The sequence below is a fragment of the Mesotoga sp. UBA5557 genome, assembly GCF_002425715.1.
In the GTDB taxonomy this organism is placed as follows: Bacteria; Thermotogota; Thermotogae; order Petrotogales; family Kosmotogaceae; genus Mesotoga.
On the sequence record NZ_DIMV01000061.1, the window covers coordinates 1 to 22,155 of the forward strand.

The 22,155-nt window shown below is 47.5% G+C and carries 18 protein-coding genes; 10 read left to right on the plus strand and 8 right to left on the minus strand.

Going from position 1 to position 22,155, the window contains the following annotated elements; translation table 11 throughout:
• Positions 1-271 precede the first annotated feature (271 nt).
• A complete protein-coding gene (locus B3157_RS07920; RefSeq protein WP_292589987.1) occupies positions 272-1,483 on the plus strand; it encodes a uroporphyrinogen decarboxylase family protein in 1,212 nt (403 codons plus the stop codon).
• A gap of 45 nt (positions 1,484-1,528) precedes the next feature.
• Here B3157_RS07920 and B3157_RS07925 read toward each other — a convergent pair whose 3' ends face one another.
• The 4 genes from B3157_RS07925 to B3157_RS07940 all read right to left on the minus strand — a co-directional run bounded on the left by B3157_RS07925 (position 1,529) and on the right by B3157_RS07940 (position 6,256).
• Positions 1,529-2,485 carry a uroporphyrinogen decarboxylase family protein gene (locus tag B3157_RS07925; RefSeq protein ID WP_292589989.1) on the minus strand — a complete coding sequence of 319 codons (957 nt, stop codon included), beginning with the start codon at positions 2,483-2,485 and terminating at the stop codon, positions 1,529-1,531.
• Between the two features lie 3 nt (positions 2,486-2,488).
• Positions 2,489-4,267 (minus strand): ASKHA domain-containing protein, encoded by a 1,779-nt coding sequence (locus B3157_RS07930; RefSeq protein ID WP_292589991.1) that lies wholly within the window; start codon positions 4,265-4,267, stop codon positions 2,489-2,491.
• Between the two features lie 198 nt (positions 4,268-4,465).
• Positions 4,466-5,164 (minus strand): vitamin B12 dependent-methionine synthase activation domain-containing protein, encoded by a 699-nt coding sequence (locus B3157_RS07935; protein WP_292589992.1) that lies wholly within the window; start codon positions 5,162-5,164, stop codon positions 4,466-4,468.
• A gap of 33 nt (positions 5,165-5,197) precedes the next feature.
• Positions 5,198-6,256 carry a uroporphyrinogen decarboxylase family protein gene (locus B3157_RS07940; RefSeq protein WP_214061433.1) on the minus strand — a complete coding sequence of 353 codons (1,059 nt, stop codon included), beginning with the start codon at positions 6,254-6,256 and terminating at the stop codon, positions 5,198-5,200.
• Between the two features lie 262 nt (positions 6,257-6,518).
• Between B3157_RS07940 and B3157_RS07945 the strand changes: the two genes are divergently transcribed.
• The 6 genes from B3157_RS07945 (at position 6,519) to B3157_RS07970 (ending at position 13,528) form a co-directional block, all read left to right on the plus strand.
• A complete protein-coding gene (locus B3157_RS07945) occupies positions 6,519-8,000 on the plus strand; it encodes a DUF2779 domain-containing protein (protein ID WP_214079429.1) in 1,482 nt (493 codons plus the stop codon).
• 132 nt (positions 8,001-8,132) lie between these two features.
• Entirely contained in the window at positions 8,133-9,194 is a 1,062-nt protein-coding gene (locus B3157_RS07950) for an NAD(P)H-dependent flavin oxidoreductase (RefSeq protein WP_214059704.1), read from the plus strand.
• Between the two features lie 68 nt (positions 9,195-9,262).
• The gene (locus B3157_RS07955; RefSeq protein ID WP_214059702.1) at positions 9,263-9,898 is read left to right on the plus strand and encodes a corrinoid protein; all 636 of its coding nucleotides are present in this window, start codon (positions 9,263-9,265) and stop codon (positions 9,896-9,898) included.
• 236 nt (positions 9,899-10,134) lie between these two features.
• A complete protein-coding gene (gene rmuC, locus B3157_RS07960) occupies positions 10,135-11,379 on the plus strand; it encodes a DNA recombination protein RmuC (RefSeq protein ID WP_214079430.1) in 1,245 nt (414 codons plus the stop codon).
• 687 nt (positions 11,380-12,066) lie between these two features.
• Complete coding sequence (locus B3157_RS07965; protein WP_214079431.1) at positions 12,067-12,762, plus strand: queuosine precursor transporter; 696 nt, start codon at positions 12,067-12,069, stop codon at positions 12,760-12,762.
• A gap of 163 nt (positions 12,763-12,925) precedes the next feature.
• Positions 12,926-13,528 carry a DNA polymerase ligase N-terminal domain-containing protein gene (locus B3157_RS07970; RefSeq protein WP_292589993.1) on the plus strand — a complete coding sequence of 201 codons (603 nt, stop codon included), beginning with the start codon at positions 12,926-12,928 and terminating at the stop codon, positions 13,526-13,528.
• 104 nt (positions 13,529-13,632) lie between these two features.
• Here B3157_RS07970 and B3157_RS07975 read toward each other — a convergent pair whose 3' ends face one another.
• On the minus strand, positions 13,633-14,094 hold the full coding sequence (locus B3157_RS07975; RefSeq protein WP_214060542.1) for a YbaN family protein: 462 nt from the start codon (positions 14,092-14,094) through the stop codon (positions 13,633-13,635).
• Positions 14,095-14,124: 30 nt separating this feature from the next.
• Entirely contained in the window at positions 14,125-15,594 is a 1,470-nt protein-coding gene (locus B3157_RS07980; protein ID WP_292589994.1) for a catalase, read from the minus strand.
• A gap of 357 nt (positions 15,595-15,951) precedes the next feature.
• Here B3157_RS07980 and B3157_RS07985 point away from each other — a divergent pair, with 357 nt between their 5' ends.
• The 3 genes from B3157_RS07985 (at position 15,952) to B3157_RS07995 (ending at position 19,562) form a co-directional block, all read left to right on the plus strand.
• Complete coding sequence (locus B3157_RS07985; protein ID WP_214061487.1) at positions 15,952-16,785, plus strand: sulfide/dihydroorotate dehydrogenase-like FAD/NAD-binding protein; 834 nt, start codon at positions 15,952-15,954, stop codon at positions 16,783-16,785.
• A complete protein-coding gene (gene gltA, locus B3157_RS07990) occupies positions 16,778-18,154 on the plus strand; it encodes an NADPH-dependent glutamate synthase (protein WP_292589995.1) in 1,377 nt (458 codons plus the stop codon). The genes B3157_RS07985 and gltA overlap by 8 nt, the downstream gene beginning before the upstream one ends.
• Positions 18,155-18,770: 616 nt before the next feature.
• Positions 18,771-19,562: an ROK family protein gene (locus tag B3157_RS07995; protein WP_292589996.1), complete on the plus strand. Its 792-nt coding sequence runs from the start codon at positions 18,771-18,773 to the stop codon at positions 19,560-19,562.
• 460 nt (positions 19,563-20,022) lie between these two features.
• On the opposite strand, the gene B3157_RS08000 is transcribed toward B3157_RS07995, so the two are convergent.
• Together B3157_RS08000 and B3157_RS08005 are read right to left on the minus strand one after the other, a co-directional pair.
• Positions 20,023-21,465 (minus strand): sensor histidine kinase, encoded by a 1,443-nt coding sequence (locus tag B3157_RS08000; protein WP_292589997.1) that lies wholly within the window; start codon positions 21,463-21,465, stop codon positions 20,023-20,025.
• Positions 21,462-22,133, minus strand: coding sequence for a response regulator transcription factor (locus B3157_RS08005; RefSeq protein WP_214060901.1), 672 nt, complete (start codon positions 22,131-22,133; stop codon positions 21,462-21,464). The genes B3157_RS08000 and B3157_RS08005 overlap by 4 nt, the downstream gene beginning before the upstream one ends.
• Positions 22,134-22,155: the final 22 nt, after the last annotated feature.

Below are 22,155 nucleotides of genomic sequence, written 5' to 3' on the forward strand. Positions count from 1 at the left end.
GACGTGCACACCCTCCGCCACTGCGTGGCCCTCCTCCCTCAAGGGAGGACTTAAGATCAGGATCATCAGAAGCCAAATACAGCATATACTGCCAAGGGAGAAGAAGCACAATATGATTCCTATTCAGCTCCGTAACTTATGGGTAATGAAGAGCTTAAAGAGAGGTGGATCCTATTTCTAAATCTTACAGTAGTGAAGCAAAAGAATCTGTCTCAGGCATAATTGTTTCGTAGAGTCTCAGGAGAGAAGGATCTGAAAGGAGAGGAACTGCATGACTTCGCGAGATAGAGTGTTGAAAACGTTGAAACACCGCGAACCTGACCGCATTCCCATCGATCTGGGAGGAATGAGGTCGACCGGCATTCATGCTAAAGCTTACTGGAAGCTTGTAGATTATCTCGGTTATTGTGATCTTCCAGTAAAGGTTTTCGATATTCATCAGATGCTTGCCCTTATCGATGAGGAGATCAGGAGAGAAGTTCGTTCCGATGTGATCGAACTCAAGAGACTGAACGGAGGCTTTGGAACCAGAATCGATTCCTGGATCAGGCGAGAGATCTTCGAAGATGGGTCGAGATACCTCTTTCCAGATGGTTTCGACCCCAAAGTGAAAGAGGACGGTTCGCTAGCAATCGAGAGGGACGGTGTCGAAGTCGCGAGGATGCCCCGGGGCGGCCATTACTTCGACAGGAGTAACTTCCCCCTTGCCCAGGCCGAGAGCAAAGAGGAGATCTCGGCTCTTGTTCAGCCAAAACTGACTGCCGAGGAAATAGAGTTCCTGAAAGGACAGCTCTCGGGAATACGTGAGTCAACAGACTGCGCCGTAATCGGGGCTTTCGGGGGAAACTTCTTCGAGGCGGGCCATTTAATGTTCGGGTACCAGGAGTTCATGGAGAGACTGATTACCGACCGGTCTCTTATGGAGTTCTTTCTCGACCGGCTCCTCGAAACCTATATTGTAGATCTGGAAAAGTATCTCTCTAACGTGGGAGACGATATAGATATTATCCAGATTGGCGACGATTACGGCACCCAGGAAAACACGGCGATATCGCCCCGGATTTTCAGATCTGTCTTCAAGCCCAGACTGAAAGACCTGTGTGACTTCATTCACAGGAAGAAACCCGATCTTTTCATCTTTCTTCATTCCTGTGGGTCAGTCTATACCTTCATACCAGATTTCATAAAAGTCGGTGTTCAGATCCTGAACCCGGTTCAGACCAACGCGAAGAATATGGAGCCGGAAAGGCTGAAGAAGGAATTCGGAAGAGATATCGTCTTCTGGGGAGGAGGATGTGACACACAGCACGTCCTGCCTTTCGGAACACTCAAGGATCTTGAGGACGATATTCGCCGGCGCATCGACATTTTCTCTCCGGGCGGAGGCTTTGTCTTTGCTCCTATCCACAACATTCAGGCCGAAGTATCACCCGGGAAGATCTTCAGACTTTTCGAATGCGCATACGAATATGGTTCTCGATAATTCCCGCTGAAGAATCTGCTCTTCTTCTGAACCTGAGGTATTGTATTACGACCGAAAATTCCTGCCGGCCCTGAAGAAGGCGGCGATGTTCTCATGAGGAGTCTCCAGTGGAATATCACACCCGGAACTCAAAATGAAGTTAGGTACGTTCTTCATTTTCTCTAGAAGGTTTGCAGTTTCTCTTTCGACCTCCTCTCCGTTTGACTGAAGGAAGACCTTGACCGGATCTATGTTGCCTATAAGAAAAACATCTTCGGGAATTCTCTCCGCCGCATCCTTCAGGTCCACCATGCTGTCAAGGCTCAGTCCGTAGGCGCCGCTTGCACCCATAGGTTCTACTATGTGTTCCGTGTCTCCGCAGATGTGATAAATTAAAGGTTTTGAAAGTTCTGATCTGAGCTTTTCAAAATACGGAAGCGCGAAACGTTTGAACTGTCTCTTGGATAAGAGCACCGCCGTCGGTTCAAGCACGGCTATCATGTCCGCGCCGTGGTCGATTAGCGCTTTCGAGTATTCACCTACAACCCTTGCACAGAAGTCTATTGCGCTCTCCGCAAAATCCGGCTCTTCTATCAGTTTCATACAGAGGTCTGTAACCCCAATCAGTTCTCCTGCAAGGCTAAGTGGACCGATAACGTAGCTGCCCTTCATTCCCGGCAGTTTTCTCGCCATCTTATCTGTAACTTCTGTGAAGATCCTCATTCTGCCGGATACTCCGCTCCAGGAGTTTTCGACAGAGGCCAGCTCGTCCTGTCCCTTTATTGGATGTTCCTTAACGTAGGGATTGCCATCCTCCGGGAAACCGATCTCCAGTCCCAACGCCTCGGCTTCGACTGTCAGGTCCATCATGAAGAAGATCCCGTCGGGCTGAAACTCCTCCATAAGCTTCGACAAAGACTTGAACTGGATTTCCGCGTTTGTGAGATTCTCTTTAAGCTTTGTTCCCGTCAGTCTTGCTCCCGGCGCGCCGAGCAAAGGTATGACTGATCTCTTGAAAGCCATTCTTTATCCCTCCCTCAAGGCAAGATTCTCAACGAAGATCTCGTTGAAATCCTTTCTCCCAGATAGTTCTACATAATGTATCTCACCGCTGAGACGTTCCGCTCTCTCTCGAATCCCGCTATCGAGAACTGCCAGAACTGCACCCAGACCGGCCGCATTGCCTACGGGTGAAACTCTTTCGACCGGCACATTGGGAAGCATGCCTATTCGCAGGGCATTTTTGGGATCGATGTAGTTTCCGAAGGCTCCGGCAAGCAGAATCCGGTCTATATCTTGCTTCTCGATGCCGGCCCGGTCCATCAAGACGGATACTCCTGCTCGAATGGCTGCTTTTGCAAGCTGTACTTCACGAATGTCTCGCCTGGTTATCCGCACTTTTCCCACCGGGCCGTCAAGCTCTAAGTGTTCTCCTTTGATTCGTCCCGATTCGCTGACTACACCCGCATCCATCATTACGGCAATCGCGTCTATCAATCCCGAACCACAGATTCCAGAGGCCTTCGACCCATTCACTGTACTGAATCCGATACCTTCTCCATTCAACCACACATGATCCACCGCTCCCGGTCTGGCAATAGTTCCCTGGCTTATGTTGCCTCCTTCGAATGCCGGACCTGCCGCGGTAGAGCAAGCGAAGATTCTGTCGCCGCTTTTGAGGGCCATCTCCCCGTTGGTTCCGATATCCACAAGGAGAACGTTGCCGGAATCTTCGACAAATCCAGACGAGAGAATGTCGGCCGTGATATCCGAGCCCACATAGGCTGAGATTCCGGGCATTATGTAGATTTTCGAATTTGGAATGGACTCTTCTAGGTCAAGTTCCCGTGACTCGAACACTTTTCCTCCTGTGAATGTCGGTATGAAAGGCGAGGAGGCGATTCTCTCGGGGCTTATTCCGAGAAGGATGTGGATCATCGTCGTGTTTCCCACTATCGAAGTATCGTAGATCCTTTCCTTCGATACTTCCCCTTCTTTGCAGAGATCGTCGATCAGCTTGTTCAGTGTTGTCAAGACTGCAGTTCTCAGCTCATCGATTCCTTCGTCTCTCTTGATTGCGTAGTCAATCCTGGAAATGACATCCTGGCCATATGCAGACTGGGGATTGGAAGCAGATCGAACCGCAACGATCTCTCCCGACTTAAGATCTGCCAGGTAAACTGCGAGGGTTGTCGTGCCTATGTCGATTGCGACACCGAAGATGCCTCTTTCGTTCGAGAAAGGTAGTATGTCTATTACTTCGCTTCCGTACAAGACTGCCCTGCCTCTGTAATCCAGCTCCCTTATGACATGGGGAAGCCTTCTCAGAAGACTAAGTCTGTCAATCCCCGGTCTTTCGGTAACGAGAGCACTCATAAGCCTTGAATAATCTGAAGCCTGGTCATCAATATCCGGCCTACAAAGAGAAAACTCTTCGACTCTAACCTGTGGAGATATCTCTCTTATCGAGGCCTTCGGAAGAGGCGGTTTGGAAACTGCGGAATTCAGAGCCGGGTCCTCCGTCTTGACTCTGACATCGGTCATGACTTTGAACTGGCAGCTCAGCCTGTATCCGGCCGCAATCTCGTCTCGTGTCAGAAGTCTTGACTCGGTAAGGGTGAGCGGGAAGGCCTCGCTTCCTTCAGCCAAAAGCGCCTTGCACTTTCCACAGTTTCCCTTTCCTCCACATACGGCATTCACCTGCTGCGATTCCCTTCTCAAAACATCAAGCAGAATCTCGCCTCTCTTTGCCGTTACTGTTCTTTGCGAAGGCAGGAATGTGACCTTATACACAGCTTCTTTCATTACTTAACCTCTCTCCTCATCGGTATCCTCGATCTTATCTAACCTATCCATTCACTCGAGAGCGACACCACAGCAGGCTCCTTTTGGGCAGCGGTCTTTCCGAACGGACAATGGTAAACTGAGAACTGATTTCTTCTGCTCCAACCTCACACAGCAACTCCTAGCCTCAACCAGACTGATTTTGAAGACTGATCCACTCTATTCAAGGGAGTCCCTCAGCTTCCGATCATACGGTGCGCTTCTGTAATGACAGTTAGCCCTTCTGCAAACCATGCAGCTCCTGTAATCCTTCTCGGACTGAAATGCAATTCCCGAAATTGACTTCGTCGGAATCATGAGAAGAGACTCATTCAGTTCGACCCCAATTTCTTCCTTCACATTTCCAATCAAGGAAAACAATTCCTTCTGCTGCTGCAGAGCCCAGATCTCCGCATCTCCCGAACCTGGAGACATCCATACGAGGTTTTCTATCAGGTTATTCCTGGAAATCTCGCTTCTTAGGAACCCGGCTGCCTCATGTAGTATGTGTTCCAGCAAACTATCCCAGAGAAAGATTTTGAGAAAATCTGTACGATCGAGCGGGTACTCGTAAAGTTCTCGTCCGGAAGTTATGACGAACGGGAAGACTCTGCCGACCGAATGGAGTTTTTTCGACAGGAGACGGCTCTCGAAGCGAACACCTTCTATCGTAACTTCGTCGTTGTTAACGCAGTCGACAAAGCAGGTCCTGTAGATCGCTTTTGGGTTTGCAGTCTCACGAGCATTCTCTACGAGCTCTCTGAAAGTCGTCTCTTCCTCAGAACCGGCTCTGATCCGCAGGCTTTCTACAAGCGAAGCCGCATCTATATCGAAAGGTATGCCTTTCAAAACTGAGATGTTTTTCTCGCATTCTGCCATGAACGTACCTAATCGGAGGTCGATTCGACGTATCTAGCGAGAGTTGAATTCATTTCCGGCCTCCAGCATCGCAAGGTAGTTTTTAACCGGGATGTAGTTGGCGACGGTGTTGCCCGTGCCTAAAGCATACCCGCCTCCCGGAGCGCATTGTTCGAGAGTCTCGAGCGTTCGATCCCTGACTTGCTCGACGGAGGCGTGACATAGAAAATCAACATCTATTCCTCCGAGGATCGAGATTCTCTTGCCCCATCTTCTTTTCACTTCTGGAACAGGCATTATCTGGTCTTCAAAGGAGTGTTTTGCATCGACTCCGGCTTCTATTATATCGTCCATTACAGTGGTCAAGTTGCCGCAACTGTGAAGGACAAAGGGTTTACCGTTTGCATGTACCACGCTGGCTATCTCTTTGTACCACGGGAAGACCAGTCTTCTGAGATGTCTCGGAGAGAAGATGGTCGATGTCTTGTATCCGAGATCGTCTCCAAAACAGTAGGCGCCTACACATTCCATAGAAGAGATTATCTTTGCGGCTCCGACCAGAACATTGCCGATCTTTTCGTTAAGAGTGTTGACCAGCTCGGGATCCTCGTAAACGGCCATGGAGAGATTCTCAACACCCATCAGGAAGCTGGAGTGCTCAAATGGCCCGCCGGAAGCCCCTCCAACTACTTTCATTCCTTCGGGAAGGTGCTCACCCAGCTTACGGAAAAGGTCGAAATCGACAGCTTCATCTGCCTTCGGCCAGTCCGCTTCCTGGAGGTCTTTTAGGGTCTTAATGGGGCCGCCCTTTTCATTCATCCACTTCCTGCTTTCTCTGCGGTATGTTGCCGTGTCATCACCATGAATGTAATCGGGAGTGGGAAAGCGGGGAGCCTGATAGAAGGGAACGTAGTCATATCCCAGTTCATCGTAGAAACCGACCAGCTGGTCGAAGTACCTGTCGGGATCTTCTTCTACTTCGGCAAGTTTGTAGCCCATCACTTCTTCCATTATTTCATCGTCCGCAAAGAGTTCAAAGAACGGAACTCTGCAAGGTTCTCCATTACGCCTGAAGACGTCCTGGATCACTGAGAAATCGGGTGCCGGTTTCAACTGAATCCCCCCCATTTTTTTCAAAGAGTCAAGTCTCCGGAGACTCCGATCGTGTTTAAGTATATCGGGTACTCATCAAAAGCATTCTAGCATCAATCCATATCTCAAATAAAGCCTCGACGAATGCGTACCTGCAGTTGCGGAAGAAATAAAGGCTCGAAACAAGGCCTGAAAATCGGACCTGTCGGTACTGTTATAATCATCATGAGACGTTATCTGAGTTCAGGCATTCAACACTCTTCAAGACTCGAGGTGAAGCTAGTTGAGACTTATTACTAAGAAGATGTTTCTCGAGTACGATTACTGCCCTGTAAGGGGATGGATCGAGAGGAATGAACCTCGGGATTTCACGCCGACAATCGCAGAAGATTTCAGGATGAAAGAGGGTCTAGATGTCGGCAGAAGGGCGAGGAGTCTCTTTCCTGAAGGTATTCTGATAGAGGAACTGGATCCCTTTGAGGCCTCCTTCGCAACCGAGCGGATTATCGGAGACAGGCAGTCCGTAACACTGTTTGAACCCGCTTTCATTAGCGGCGATTTCGTCTCAAGGGCGGACGTTTTGAGAAAAGGGGCAGATGGACTGGATGTCTTCGAGGTCAAATCCAGCCTTGCAGGTTCATCGAACACAAAGGACTACATAAGAGATCTCTCTTACACAGTTTCAGTTATAGAAAGCTCGGGTTACAGAGTCAAGAAAGCATGTTTGATCATGGTCTCTAGAATGTATCGCAAGGGTGACGATGACAGGAAGCTCTTTGAGATCATAGACGTAACGGATGAGGTCTCGGAGCAGAAAATCGAGATAACGGCCAAACTCGAACTTGCATCAGTTATCTTGACTTCAACATTGATCCCTTCCGGCTCATTGGGGTACAAATGCAGAGACTGCGAGCATCTTCGAAGATGCTTCGGTCTGGACAGGAGACTCAGTATCTTTGAGCTTCCCAGATTGGGTGCCGATAAGACAGATGCTTTGATCGAAAAGGGATACTTCTATCTAGAAGAGCTTCCGCGAGAGATACTTGGTGACAAACCCCTTCTGCAAAGGGTCTTTCGTGGAGCTAAGACAGGAGGGATAGTGGTTGACGAACCCGAAGAGCTTCGAGAAAAGCTGAATAGTATGGAGTACCCGATAGGTTATCTCGATTTCGAGACTGCAGCTTCAGTTATTCCCCTGTATGATGGCCTGGCTCCCTACGAGGGGATCCCATATCAGTATTCACTGCACATTAGAAGGGAGGCCTCGGGCGCCCTGGAACACAGGGAGTTTCTCTTCGGCAATCCTTCGAGAGATGAAAGCCTCCTGCTCGCCGAAAGGCTGGTTGAGGACCTCAAGGACTGCAGAACACTTATGGCGCACCATGCTTCCGTTGAGAGGAATATTCTGAGATGGCTGTCTAACAGATACAAAGACTATCCAGAACTTTCAGAACAGCTCATATCCTTCTCGGAGATATTTGTAGATTCGGAACTGCTTGTGAAAGACCACATATATCATCCCGACTTCGGGGGAAGCTTCTCAATCAAAAGGCTTCTTCCTGCACTTGTAGAAGGGGTTGGTTATGAGGGACTGTTCATCCATAACGGTGACGATGCCAGGTATGTTTTCGTGAATATGGCTCTGGGAAATTACAGAGAGCCCGAGGTAGAGAAAATAAGAAGAGATATGCTGGAGTACTGCAAGATGGATACACTGGCGATGGTGGAGATTCACAAATTTCTCTGCGATCTATTATCGGAATGAGGATACTGTTGATACAAATGTGAATCGTCAGCATACGACTTAATCGAATTCTTTTCGAAGTAGAATAATCTGGTCATCAAATTAGGTTATTATGAATTATGCACACTTTAGGCATCGAGAGGATGTGACGACATAGAAATCTTCAAGATAAAGAATCATGAGACATCGCTTCCCCTTATTCAAGGAGGAATGGCCGTAGGGATTTCTCTGGACAACCTGGCCGCTACCGTCGCTTCTGAAGGTGGAATAGGGGTTATTGGAACGGCAGGTATCGGTATGACGGTTGACGGTTACAGAAAGAACTTCAGGCAGGCAAGCATAGATGGCCTCAAGAATACCATAAGAAGGGCAAGGGAGAAGACAAAAGGGGTTTTGGGAGTAAACATTATGGTAGCCCTCACAAACTACGCAGAGATGGTGGAAACGGCCGTGAAGGAGAAGATAGACGTGATCATCTCCGGCGCGGGACTGCCTCTTGATCTTCCCTCTTATCTCTATGATGGATCGGAAACGGCTATAATTCCAGTGGTCTCATCTCTGAAGTCAGCGACCGTAATATTCAAGAGATGGTTTGGCAGGTACAGATACGTCCCCGACGGCTTCGTTGTGGAGGGACCTAAGGCGGGCGGCCACCTCGGATACAGAGTCGAGGAGGTCTTTTCTGAAGAGAGTTCTCTCGAAAAGACGGTACCTGAGATCAGAAGGTTTGTAGATCAGGTGAAACGTGATACTGGAAAAAACATCCCGGTGATAGCGGCAGGAGGGATATTCGATAGAGATGATGTCGAAAAAGTCTTCAAGCTCGGAGCCTCAGCAGTTCAAGTAGGGACGGCCTTTGTGGCCACGGAAGAATGCGATGCAGACTACAGGTTCAAGCAGGCATTCGTGAATGCTTGTCGGGAGGATATAACCATTATCAAGAGTCCTGTGGGAATGCCGGGCAGAGCAATAAAAAACAAGTTTCTGGACGATGTTGAGCAGGGAAAGAAAAAGCCGTTTAAATGCTCATTTCAGTGTATAAAGACATGCAATTACAGAGAGGCGCCATACTGCATTGCAGAGGCGCTCATGAATGCCTGCAAGGGAGATCTGGAAAATGGCTTTGCCTTTACGGGAAGCGAAGGATACAGGATAGAAGGCATTACAACAGTGAAGAAGGTTATAGATAGACTATTCGGTGAAAACAGGCGCTAGCTTTCTTGATGTATTTTAAGAAATCAGCGGTCTGTCTGCACCGCAAATAAATGTGGGGGAGGTTGAAGATGGGAACCCTGGAGAAGATAACGAACGCGATCATTGAAACAATGCCCGCGCAGGCAAAAGCTGCCACTGAAGAGGCTCTAGCGGAAGGCCTCAGCGCAAAGGAAATTCTGGATAGCGCACTTATCCCGGGGATGGATGAAGTCGGCAGGCTATTCAGAGAGGGCGAGTATTTCGTTCCCGAAGTTCTTGTTGCTGCAAAGGCGATGAACCAATGTATGGACCTTATTGAACCTCTTCTTGTCAGCGGAGGGGTCAAGAAGATCGGCAAAGTGATTGCCGGGACTATCGAGGGTGACCTCCATGACATTGGAAAAAACCTGGTGTGTATGATGCTTAAGGGAGCGGGCTTCGAAATAATCGACCTTGGCGTCGATGTGAAGCCCGAAGAGTTCGTTGAGGCAGCCAAAGGTGCGAAGCCGGATATTCTTGTTATTTCCGCCCTGTTAACGACCACAATGCTCAATATGCCCAGAGTGATTGAAGAACTGAAAAAGGCCGGCATTCGAGAAGAAGTAAAGGTGCTCATAGGTGGGGCGCCCGTGAGTCAAGCTTATGCTGAGGAAATTGGAGCGGACGGTTATTCTCCCGACAGTGCCGGAGCCGTCGAACTGGCAAGGATGTTCGTATCTAGGTAAGCTCATTGATTCTTGAAGAGTGTCCGATGGCGATCCGGAATCGCCGAGAAGATCGTTTGCTTAACGCGAAAATCAAAGAATAGAATAGGTACTCAATACACGACCAAATGTGCTCAGGGAACCTTTACAAAGTGCAATTTCAAAGACAAGTTGGTATAATACCGATGGTATTCATTTATTCCGGTTTTTCATTTTGACGGCTGTAAAGCTGTCTATTTACGGATGGAGGGTTCAAGATGTTGACAGCGCTGATAATAATGTCGGTCGTCACTCTGATTTCCTTTCTCTTCGCAATTGCATCTGTCAGAAGACTTTCTCAGAGTATCAGGAGGAATCAGGAACTCCAGCTCAAAGAAAAGGACCTGGAGAGAGATGTCGCAGAGAGGGATGAAAAACTGAACTGGCTAACTTCTGCCAAAGAGGAGCTTGAAGAGACCTTCAAAGCGATATCATCTGATGTTCTCAATTCCAGTACCGAAAACTTCATTCGACAGGCAAACGACAAGTTCTCGGGATTGCTCAAGCTGCAGAAAGAAGATTGGGGCAGTCAGAAAAGGGATTTCGAGAGTCTCGTGAGTCCGGTGAAAGACAACCTGGAAAAGCTGGAAAGAAATGTGAGGGAATTGGAATCTAAGAGAGAAGGAGCTTACAAAGCTCTTGAAGAACAACTGAGGACTCTTACGACAGCAAACACCGATCTTAGGCAGGGCGTTACGGATTTGAAGGGCGCCTTGAGAAATAGATCAACTCGTGGAAGATGGGGTGAGATTGAGCTTCGTAGAATAGTTGAGCTCAGCGGCATGACCGAACATGTTGATTTTGTGGAACAGGAATCGATTGACAGCGGCAGGCCGGATCTTATTGTAAAACTACCTAACGAGGCTTACATACCGGTAGACGCCAAAGTTCCGCTCGACAGTTATCTGGCCGCATTGGAAGAAGATGACGAGTCGTCGAGAAGCCAGTTCATGAACGTCTACGCAAGGAATGTTCGAGAGACAGTGAATAGACTCGCCAGCAAGAACTACTCTGAATCGTTCAACAGAAATGCCGATTTTGTGGTAATGTTTGTCCCGGTAGAGTCTGCAATAAATGCGGCTTTTCTAACTGACCCGGAACTCTTTGAATATGCTATTGCGAAGAAGGTCCTTATTGCTTCTCCGGTGAATCTCGTTGCGCTGTTGAAGTCTGTAGCCTATGGGTGGCAGCAGTACAGCCTTACCGAAAACGCTGAGAGGCTTGTTCAAGCCTCGAAAGAACTCTATAATAGATTCGGTGTTTTCTTCGCTCATTACAACAGACTGCAGGGCCACCTAAAGAACGCTGTCAGTGCCTACAATGATGGAGTAGGTTCCTTTGAAAGCAGGCTGCTTCCGAAAATCAGGGAGATCGAAGCTCTTACCGAGACACGCGAAAGGCTTCCCGAAATTGAAGGAATTGCCGAGGAACCGAGATCTTCGGAAAATATGAACTATGATTGATTTCCTGCGCCAAAATACAGAGACTGGACTTGGGAAAGATCGCTTCAGAGGCGGTTGAGAACTCTATTCGCCTCGATATGGTCATCAGGAATCAGTCTTTCTGCTTCGGAGCAGAGCTTCTGCCAGCTTCTTTCGGTCTTTCCCGAAATCCATCCGCCAGCCTAATCGAAAGTAGTTGACATATGCTAGACGGAACAAAGAGGGCAGACCAACAATATGGGCACTCGCATCGGCACTTGCAACTCAATCCGCTTCGACTGCACCGTGTATATGCTGGTCCCTGTAAAGGTTGCTATCTGCGCAGTCGTGAATTAACGCTGTAATTTCTACTACAGAGCGATCTGCATTAAGTTTTTCGGCGAGGATAAGCGAGTTGAGTTAGACCACCGTCAGTATTTGATGTGCCCGGATGTCGTAACCGAAGATATTTTCGTCGTTCTTGCAGTTTTTTCGACTATCTCCTCGACTTCATGGAAAATAACAATTTTATCCCTTTCAGGTAAAATCCATGTGATTTCGCTTCTGGTTGCCTGTTCTATCAGTAAGACAATATTATGATACGCGAGAGTGGTTCTGAAAGTCTTTATGCGATAAAATGCGAGAGGGGGGGCAATATCCGGTCTTCCGATGACAGAACTTTGCCGGTTTCTTGATGCTGATTGTGAAGGATTCGGAATGGAGGTACAGATGAACGAACTATTGTGGTTCTTGATGCTTGTAGCGAACTTCAGTTTGATCACAGTTGCTTACAGGTTGTGGGGAAAGACGGGACTGTACGTCTGGGTAGCCATAGCTGCGATAATTGCCAATGTGCAGGTAATAAAGACGGTTTCGCTTTTCTGGATGGCCGCGACTTTGGGAAATATCGTTTATGCGACGTCGTTCTTGGCTACGGATATTCTTTCTGAGAATCATGGAAAGAAGGAGGCCAAGAGAGCAGTTTACATCGGTTTTTTCTCTCTGATATCGACTACCGTGATAATGCAAATCGCTCTTGCCTTCGAGCCTCATCACTCTGATTTCTCTCAGGAGCATCTCTCAGCAATATTCGGCCTTCTCCCCAGAATTGCTCTGGCAAGTCTGGCAGCCTACTGGTGTTCTCAGTTACATGATGTCTGGGCATATGATTTCTGGAAGAAGAGGTTTCCTGACAGGAAGCACATCTGGCTCAGAAACAACGCAAGCACGATGGTATCGCAGCTGATCGATACGGCGGTTTTTACTTCGTTAGCCTTTCTAGGAGTTTTTTCGGCCCATGTGTGGTGGCAGATATTCTGGTCCACTTACATTCTAAAGTGGGTCGTTGCAGTTCTAGACACTCCATTCATCTATCTAGCCCGAAAACTGAAAGACGAGGGTAAAATCAAGGATCTTGTTCCCTGAGTTTCTTGATGAGAAATCTTCCTCGAGATAGTTTCATGCTGTGTTCTCTTGTGCTTCCGAAAGCTCTCGGCCGTCGGTTGATATAATTCATATGAAACAGGAATATTCTTGAGAGAATTGATTGTTGAACTCTCCGGCTGACAAACAGATCAGGAGGTAGACTGTGGACGAGAGTAAAAGGAAACTGAATGAGTACGAAATGAAGAGAGACTTCAACAAAACGCCGGAGCCCGACGGTAAAGAGGCCTCTCTTGAATGGGCAAGAGATAGACCGGTGTTTGTTGTTCAGAAACACGCCGCATCGACTCTTCATTATGACTTTCGAATCGAAGTAGACGGAGTTCTGAAGTCGTGGGCCGTTCCCAAAGGTCCGTCAACCGACCCCTCTGAAAAAAGGCTGGCCGTTCCCACGGAAGACCATCCCCTCGAGTACGGCGATTTCGAAGGAAATATCCCCGAAGGAGAGTACGGCGGCGGCACGGTCCTTCTATGGGACCGAGGAAGCTACAGAAATCTGAAGGAAGACCCTGAATCGAACCCACTCACAAAACAAATCGAAGATGGTCATATCACAATTTGGCTCGAAGGAGAGAAGCTTAAGGGTGGCTACGCGCTCGTCCGAACGGGAAAAGCGGAGAATGCGCGGTGGCTTCTGGTCAAGATGAACGATAGAGAAGCCGATGCAAGAAGAAACCCAACGTCGACCGAGCCCAATTCAGTCAAGACAGGAAGAAGCCTTGAAGAAATTCGTGATTCCAAAGATTAAGCAACTCATACAGCGAGCTTCAAGATCAGGAGATGAATAAGCCGGATATCATCTTTTCCCTTTCTGGAGCTGCGAGAGTTCATCTTGATGGCGGGAGATCGGGACTATTGTGACCGTGATTGAGTATTGCCGCTATTCGAGGTAGTGTCTTTATTGATCGTATCTGGATTCTTCAGGCCCTTCCTGACTTCCCCAAGCATCTCACTCGTCAATGTTTTCAACTTAAGATGAACAGAAACGGCAGTGCCAACTCCGATAAGAATTGCCGTGACAACAGCATTTGATATCAGCATCATTGTCAAGGTAAGAGTGGAGCACACCAACGCAAGTGCAAGATTTCTTGCTCTCCTCCTTACGGCTCGGAAATGGAGATAGCTGTAGATATACGCACCGAATAGCTTGTGGCCGATCAACCATTGGTACAGCTTCTCTGAGCTTCTCAGATTACAAAACGCTGCCAACAAGAGAAACGGAGTTGTAGGCAGCAATGGAAGTACTATTCCGGTTACGCCAAGAAAAAGGGAACCCGATCCTGCGATTACCAGCAAAACTTGTTTAAGTCTCACAAGTTACCTTTCTTGCTGCTAAATATTTGGCTACTTCCCAACTTCGTCCAGCGAAATCCCCAGAGCCTTCGCAAGCCCCGCTCCATAAGTGGGATCGGCTTTCAGGCAGTTTCCAATATGTCTAATCTTGATTTCTTTTGGCGAGTCTCCCATGTTCCTTGCTGTGTTCTCAAAAAGAACTTGCTGCTGCTCTGGAGTCATAAGATTGAAAAGCTTTCCAGGCTGGGTGTAGTAATCATCGTCATCTTCTCTGAAGTTCCAGTTATCGGCGGCACCCTTTAGCTCTAGAGGGGGTTCTTTGTATTCAGGTTGTTCAGCCCATGCTCCGTAACTATTGGGTTCATAGCCTATCGTGCTTCCTGCATTATCATCTACTCTCATCTGTCCGTCGCGATGATAACTATTGAATGGGAACCGTGGCCTGTTAACTGGAATCTGATGATGGTTAACCCCGAGCCTGTAACGCTGGGCGTCACCGTAGGAGAAGAGCCTTCCCTGAAGCATTTTGTCTGGAGAGAAACCTATTCCGGGAACAATACTTGCCGGATTGAAGGCAGCCTGTTCGACATCAAGATAGTAGTTTTCAGGGTTCTTGTTCAGCTCGAAGTACCCAACCTCGGTGAGCGGGAACTCTCCTTTGTACCAGACCTTTGTCAAGTCAAAGGGATTGTAGGGCATTTTATCGGCCTGTTCCAGCGTCATAACCTGAATATACATGGTCCATCTTGGAAAGTCGCCTCTCTCTATGCTCTCGAAGAGATCGCGCTGGTGGCTCTCCCGATCTTTCGCGACTATGGCTTCCGCTTCGGCATCGGTGAGATTCTTGATTCCTTGTTGCGTCTTGAAGTGGAACTTCACCCATATCCTTTCATTGTTGGCGTTTATCATGCTGTAAGTATGGCTTCCGTAGCCGTTCATGTGTCTATACGAAAAGGGAATCCCGCGATCGCTCATTGTTATTGTTACCTGATGAAGAGCTTCGGGAAGTGAAGACCAGAAATCCCAGTTATTCTTCGCGCTCCTCATGTTGGTCTTCGGATCACGTTTAATAGCATGATTCAGATCGGGGAACTTGAGAGGGTCCCTCAAGAAGAAGACTGGCGTGTTATTGCCGACTAAATCCCAGTTGCCTTCCTCTGTATAATATTTCATTGCGAAACCTCTTATATCCCTTTCGGCATCGGCAGCGCCTCTCTCTCCGGCTACCGTGGAGAACCTGACAAACATATCGGTCTTCTTGCCTATCTCTGAGAAGAGCTTGGCTTTGGTATACTTTGTAATGTCGTGGGTCACGGTAAACGTTCCAAAGGCTCCAGAGCCTTTCGCATGCATTCTTCTTTCCGGAATAACCTCTCTGTCGAAATGGGCCAACTTCTCAAGATACCAGACATCTTGCAGCAACATCGGGCCTCTCGGACCGGCAGTCATTGAGTTCTGATTGTCGCCTACGGGCGCTCCAGCTGCCGTGGTCATTTTCTCTTTCTTTGGATCTTTTTCCATAATCTCCTCCAATCTTGATCGTCCGGCAAAAGCGGACATCGTAGGGTTTATTTACGGGGTTGGGGTTCTCAAAAGATCTATAATAAGCCGAGTACACACACATGCATTCATGGCTCACGATTTCATAGAAGCAAACTCTTACTAGAGCAAGTCGGGCTCAGTAGACAAGCCTGTCTTGGAATCTTTACTAGTTTAAATTATTCTAACATTAGATACCGCGGAAACTCGTATTTGCAGCACTCTTAAGCGCAACGCCAGTTCTTGATCACATTGTTTCTCCGCCTTGGATATGCGGCCAGCTTCAAGGCTTTCGGCAATGTAGTTTGTATTCTGATATTATTCTATTGAGGTGATTGAATGTTCACAGTACTCTCGAAAGAGCGAATTTCGCCGGATACCTTTGATATCTGGCTTTCTCATCCCGAGATCTATAAATACGCAAAGCCCGGCCAGTTCCTGATAGTAAGGATAGACGAATACGGTGAGAGAATTCCTCTCACAATTGCGTCAACCGATAAAGGAAGGGTAAGAGTTATTGTGAAGGCCGTGGGCAAGAGTACCTACAAGCTATGCTCTTTGAGCGAGGGCGAGTCAGTTGCGGATATCGTAGGCCCGCTAGGAAATCCCAGCGAGATAGAAAAGCTTGGAACGGTCTGTGTAGTGGGCGGTGGTGTTGGCATTGCACCGTTGTTTCCTATTACCAGGGCACTGAAAGAGGCAGGAAATGAGGTTATAGGAATACTGGGTGCTGCAAAGAAGGAGCAGCTTATAATGCTGAATGAATTCAGACCATTTCTTGACAGGCTGTACATCACGACCGACGACGGTTCCCTTGGTTCAAAAGGAACGGTAACAAATCCTCTTAAGGAAGTTATCAAGGATCACCCACCAGCTTCAATCTGGGCAATAGGGCCCATGGTAATGATGAAGTTTGTCTCGCTTCTAGCCTCCCAGAATGACATACGATGCTGGGTCTCACTCAATCCGATCATGGTAGATGGGACGGGAATGTGCGGAGCCTGCAGAGCAGAAGTGGGGGGCGAGATGAAGTTTGCCTGTGTTCACGGACCGGAATTTGACGGCAGGTTGGTTAACTGGGACGAGCTCATCAAGAGGCAGTATCAGTACCGAGAAGAGGAGCAGATTGCTCTTGAGGAGTACATACGTGAATCGGGTGAGATGAATGCCTGAGAAATTCAAAGTTAAGATGAGAGAATTAGATCCTCTAGAGAGAGTCAACAACTTCGAGGAGGTTGCCCTTGGCTACACCAAAGAGGAGGCAATTGCAGAGGCAAACAGATGTCTCCAGTGCAAGCACAAACCCTGTGTTAGCGGCTGCCCCGTTGGAATAGACATTCCCGGCTTTATCAAAGCACTGAGAGAGGGTAACATCGAGAAGAGCACAAAGATTTTGAAAGATGCCAACAACCTCCCAGCAATCTGCGGAAGAGTCTGCCCTCAGGAGAAGCAGTGCGAAGCAGTTTGCGTTGTGGGCAAGATCCCGGGCAGTGAGCCCGTTGCAATCGGGAGACTGGAGAGATTCGTTGCAGACCAGAATATTTCTCTCGAAACTGCCGTAAAACCGTCCGTAAACAAAAGAGTTGCCGTCATCGGTGCAGGTCCGGCCGGTCTAACGGTCGCAGCCGATCTCGCGAAAGAGGGTTTTTCGGTTACGGTCTTCGAAGCCTTCCATACTGCGGGAGGTGTGCTTGTTTATGGTATCCCCGAGTTCAGGCTTCCCAAAGAGATCGTTGCAAAGGAAGTTGAATTTGTGAAGGGCCTGGGAGTTGAATTCCGTTTCAGTCAGATTGTAGGCCGAACGATTCCATTCGAAGAGATCAAAAACGAATATGATGCAGTTTTCATTGGTATCGGGGCGGGCGCTCCTAGATTCATGGGAATACCGGGATCGAATCACAACAACATATTCTCCTCTTCCGAATACCTCACGAGGACCAACCTTATGAAAGCCTATCTCTTTCCAAGGTACGACACGCCTGTCAAGATAAAGGACAGGGTAGCAGTGATAGGGGCAGGAAATGTCACAATGGATGCGGCAAGGACGGCCAAAAGACTTGGAGCCAAAGAAGTTCATGTGGTCTACAGGAGAAGCGAAGAAGAGATGCCTGCAAGAATAGAAGAGTACCACCATGCCGTTGAAGAGGGGATAGTGTTTCACTGGCTGACCCTTCCCGTTGAGTACGTAGGGGACATAAACAACAACGTCACTGGAATGAAGTGCGTTAAGATGACTTTGGGTGAACCGGATGATTCGGGGAGAAGAAGGCCGATACAAATTGAGGGATCGGAATTCATCATGGAAGTGGATATGGTCATCGAAGCGATCGGGCAGACTCCAAACGCCATTCTGAAAGCCGGTTTCCCAGAGGTGAGACTGAATAGATGGGGCAGTATCGATGCCGATGAAGCCAGCGGCAAAGTCGATGAAGGCATCTACGCCGGCGGAGACATCGTGACCGGTTCCGCTACCGTTATAGAAGCCATGGGAGCAGGAAAGCGTTCTGCGAGAGCAATTAAGGCGTACTTGTTGCGCAAGTGATGTGCTTCATGATACCTGCGACAGATCTTGAATGTAAATAATCACGGAAGACTATAGAGCAAAAAAACGCGAGAAGCCCGTCAATGGTTTTCTGCTCCGAGACTCTACATTTCGGAGACAATTGCCGGCTCCTTTCAATAGAGTTTTTTTGTTCAAAGAATAAATCAACTCTCAAAACCAATCTGATAATCTGAGAATCATGGAATCCTGATACTTCTCTCGATAAAGGAGACTTCTCTTCGCAATGAAAATATGACGAAAAACAGCTTTCGGTGATACAGAGCTTTCATTCTTCTCCCTTTTTGGCGCGTCATATTCTCAAAATTCCTCGTGAGATACGATCATACCCGATCAACCTCCTTTATTCCCAGCTGCTTAATCCGTTCTACCCAAAAGAGTGTTTTCAAATAGACTGTTGAGTTTGCTGGAATAATTTAGGTTCAGAAACTAACTAATTGGCAGGACTGAATTTTGCCAATCTCTGAGAGAAGGTCAGCCGGAGTACCTTCTGAGCTTAGGGAAAGAAATCTTAAGACAATAATGGACGTTGTATTTAGATACCAGCCCATATCAAGAACAAAGATTTCCAATTTGACCGGGATAAGAGAGATATCTTGTGAGCGCTGGCAAGACTTCTTCTGGTCTGGGAAAAAGGCAAGTACTTCTTTCCTTCAATCCCGGGAAAGCCTTTGTCATCTCAGTTGATGTCGGACTCGCAACAACCATAGTCGCCAGAGTCGATCTTTCAGTGAATGTCACAGACAAGTGCGAAATCGGAACATCCGAGAGCCCGGAGAGATTCGCTTGCGAATTGGTGGACTGCATTTCAGATCTTTGCAACAAAGGAAACGAGCTTCCTTCGTATTTGGTGATCTCTGCACCGGGTCTTGTTCGCGGTGATTTGAGAACTGCAATTAATGTTCCCTTGCTCCATTGGACCGACCTCGTACTTGCAGAACTCGTTGAGAGCCGACTTAAGCTGAAAGGGCTAGATTCTCCGGTAATGATCAACAACGATGCAAAACTGAGAGTTCTCGCTGAGGTAGCTCTTAACAGGGACATTCCTGATGATTTTGCGAACATAGTTTACGCTCTTGTTAAGGAAGGAGTCGGAATTGGACTGTTCATCAACGGCATTATATATGTTGGAAGTAATCATATTGCTGGCGAATTTGGGTACATGTCTATCGATCCAAACGGACCGGAATGTTCATGTGGAAGAAAGGGCTGTTGGCTTACTATGGTTGGCTCGAGAGAACTTGATGATCTCGTTATAAGTGACAGACTGGATGATTACATCGAATCCTTCTCGATCGGTCTCATGAATATCGTAAACGGTCTTGATCCAGATCTGGTTGTAATTAGCGGCGCCCTTGAAGAATACTGGACAGCGTCCTGCCCTTGCTGAAAGCTAGACTGAAAAGCAACTCGTTATTCTATCAGTCCTCGATTGAAGTCATAAAGTCTGCTTTTGATGACAGAGAGGGCCCCATTTTTGGAGGGGCGTTGATGGGTTTGAGGAAGTATCTAGACATAGAAACGGGCGTTTTATAGCCCGAATTTGAAGAGAGGTGATAACAGTTGAAACGTGGAGTAGTGCTCTTGATAGCATTGTGATTTTTACTTACTGGAGCTACAACACTAAGCGGCTCTCCGATCAGCTGGCTCAGCAAGGAGTAAGCGGAGCGGGGAAGAAATCCCTTGGTTGATGAGAGATATTTGGAATAGCTTGATTTCAGGTACTTGACAGGTCGAATCAACTGCCGTGAGAATTGAAAGGTCTTCTGAATGAGACAGGAGGATGCAACGAGTATCCTCCTGTTTTCAATCAATCTCGCGATGAAATTATTCATTAACCTTTTCAAAGGTTAGAAGCTCTTAATGGGCAATTCAACGATTGTTGCCACTGCCGATTCTTCGTTCTTCACGAAGATCGTTCCTCCATGCAACTCGAGTATCCTTCTCGTTATGCTCAGCCCAAGTCCATTTTCGCCGCCGACTCCTTTGATGAATGGTTTGAAAAGCGTGGCCAGTCTTTCTTCTTCGATTCTTTCACCATCGTTTGCGAAGCGGATAACCACGTTCTCTTCTCTTTCATTGACTTCCATTGTGACCTCTATCGTATTTCTTGCATAGCGGATCTGATTGGAAAGAATGTTCTCTATCGCTATTGCCATTTGCTCTTCGTTTATTTGCTCAGTTATATTTCTCAGGTTCAGGTTCCAGTCTATGTCGTCTCTCTGGAAAGAAAAGCGCCCGACGGTATCTTCAATCAGTTCCGAAAGATTGACCTCTTCCGTCTCCAGGTTGTGACGCGACAGATACTCCAGTCTGGTGATAAACAGTAGATCCTTCACTCTCAGATCCATTCTCTGAATCTCTCTGTCAATAACATCTATCGCGCTATTTAGATCCCCACCAGGATAGATGCCATCTTTTATTGCCTGCGCGTAACTCCTGATAACCATTACAGGTGTTTTCAGCTCGTGCGAGATAAACTGGAGCATAGACTGCTGCTCTTTGTCCTGCTCGCTAAGACTCCTTCTCATGTTTTCAATTGAATCGGCAAGCTCTCCGATTTCGTCGCTTCTGTTCAAAGCAATCGGCTTATCCCAGTTTCTCTTGGATATCATTCTTACGTCTTCGGAGAGTCTCTTAAGAGGTTTAGTCATATATCTTGAGAAAACGATGATGACTATAAGACTTACCACTGTCATTATTGCCATCACCAGCAATAGTCTTGAGAGCAACGTCGATGAAAGAGTGTTCTTGTAGGTATCCCACATATAGGAAATCATTGTGACATCTCTTCCCGAAAGTTGACCGGACCGAACGACGTAGAAGAGACTCCTGTTGTTCAACCTGGCTTCATACCTCTCTGACGGTGTGTCTTGAACCTCTGCATTAGCTCTTATAGAATCAATCACAGGCAGAATCTCGGGCACTATCGTTCCGCTGATTACAATTCCCTTCGAAGTTGTAGTCGGCGAAGAGACTTTCTCAGTATCTTCCTGTGTCCTGAATCTATGCAGATAATTGTCTATGAGGTCAAACTCTCTGTCGAAAATGACTATATGTCCAACGTCTCTAGCATTTTTAAAGCTGTTCGTGTCAATGTCTTCAAAAGGAATGAATCCTCCCTGTAACTCTATCAGCTTGACTTCCTGGGCGTACTCTATGGTCCTGTACGCCTCGGTGGTGAAGAAGTCTCTTATCGACCATCTAAAGACGATTCCCAAGAGGAGAAACAAAATCGCGAGAACGGTGGCAAACAGTAGCCAAAGCTTGTCAGATAGGCTCCAGGCCCTCATATGTTCACGCTCTTATATCCGAATCCATATACGGTTTCAATCTTGAACTCAGGCATCTTCTTCCTCAGTCTTCTAACCAAATCATCGACCGCTCTATCGCTTCCGTAATGGTCGTAACCCCAGACTTTGTCCAGGATCTGGTCTCTAGAAAAGGGCTTGCCTCTGCCGTTAACGAAAAGAAGAAGCAGATCAAACTCCATTGAAGTGAGTTCGATGGCTCTAGATTCGTCATTTGTCTCTTCAATAACTGTTCTTCTCGCTTCATCGATTTTGTAGGGAGGAATTGTGATTACCCCTTCGGAACGACGGACCCTGTTGAGGATCTTCTTCACCCTTATAACTAGCTCTCTCGGAAGAAAGGGCTTGGGCATATAGTCGTCGCTTCCCATCTCAAGCCCGACTACTCGATCGATGTCTTTGTCTCTTGCAGAGATAAAGATTACCGGTATCACTGAATCTCTCTTTCTGATTTCTCTGAGGAGCTCGAATCCGTCAATTCCGGGAAGCATAATGTCAAGAATCCATATGTCTGGGGTGTCGTCTATTTCGTCGAAAGCGTCGTTTCCGTTTGTGAACGATCTGACTTCCCATCCCTCCTTTTCGAGATAAGAAGTGAGTACATTGTTCAGATTTCTTTCGTCTTCGACCAGATTGATTCTTGTTGCCATGAACTTCACCTCTAGAGTGCCA

What these genes read in the sequence shown, in the direction of transcription:
- B3157_RS07920 (WP_292589987.1), top strand. Translation starts at nt 272, where the DNA reads ATGACTTCGCGAGATAGAGTGTTGAAAACGTTGAAACACCGCGAACCT.
- B3157_RS07925 (WP_292589989.1), bottom strand. Translation starts at nt 2,485, where the DNA reads ATGGCTTTCAAGAGATCAGTCATACCTTTGCTCGGCGCGCCGGGAGCA.
- B3157_RS07930 (WP_292589991.1), bottom strand. Translation starts at nt 4,267, where the DNA reads ATGAAAGAAGCTGTGTATAAGGTCACATTCCTGCCTTCGCAAAGAACA.
- B3157_RS07935 (WP_292589992.1), bottom strand. Translation starts at nt 5,164, where the DNA reads ATGGCAGAATGCGAGAAAAACATCTCAGTTTTGAAAGGCATACCTTTC.
- B3157_RS07955 (WP_214059702.1), top strand. Translation starts at nt 9,263, where the DNA reads ATGGGAACCCTGGAGAAGATAACGAACGCGATCATTGAAACAATGCCC.
- rmuC (WP_214079430.1), top strand. Translation starts at nt 10,135, where the DNA reads ATGTTGACAGCGCTGATAATAATGTCGGTCGTCACTCTGATTTCCTTT.
- B3157_RS07965 (WP_214079431.1), top strand. Translation starts at nt 12,067, where the DNA reads ATGAACGAACTATTGTGGTTCTTGATGCTTGTAGCGAACTTCAGTTTG.
- B3157_RS07980 (WP_292589994.1), bottom strand. Translation starts at nt 15,594, where the DNA reads ATGGAAAAAGATCCAAAGAAAGAGAAAATGACCACGGCAGCTGGAGCG.
- B3157_RS07985 (WP_214061487.1), top strand. Translation starts at nt 15,952, where the DNA reads ATGTTCACAGTACTCTCGAAAGAGCGAATTTCGCCGGATACCTTTGAT.
- gltA (WP_292589995.1), top strand. Translation starts at nt 16,778, where the DNA reads ATGCCTGAGAAATTCAAAGTTAAGATGAGAGAATTAGATCCTCTAGAG.
- B3157_RS08000 (WP_292589997.1), bottom strand. Translation starts at nt 21,465, where the DNA reads ATGAGGGCCTGGAGCCTATCTGACAAGCTTTGGCTACTGTTTGCCACC.
- B3157_RS08005 (WP_214060901.1), bottom strand. Translation starts at nt 22,133, where the DNA reads ATGGCAACAAGAATCAATCTGGTCGAAGACGAAAGAAATCTGAACAAT.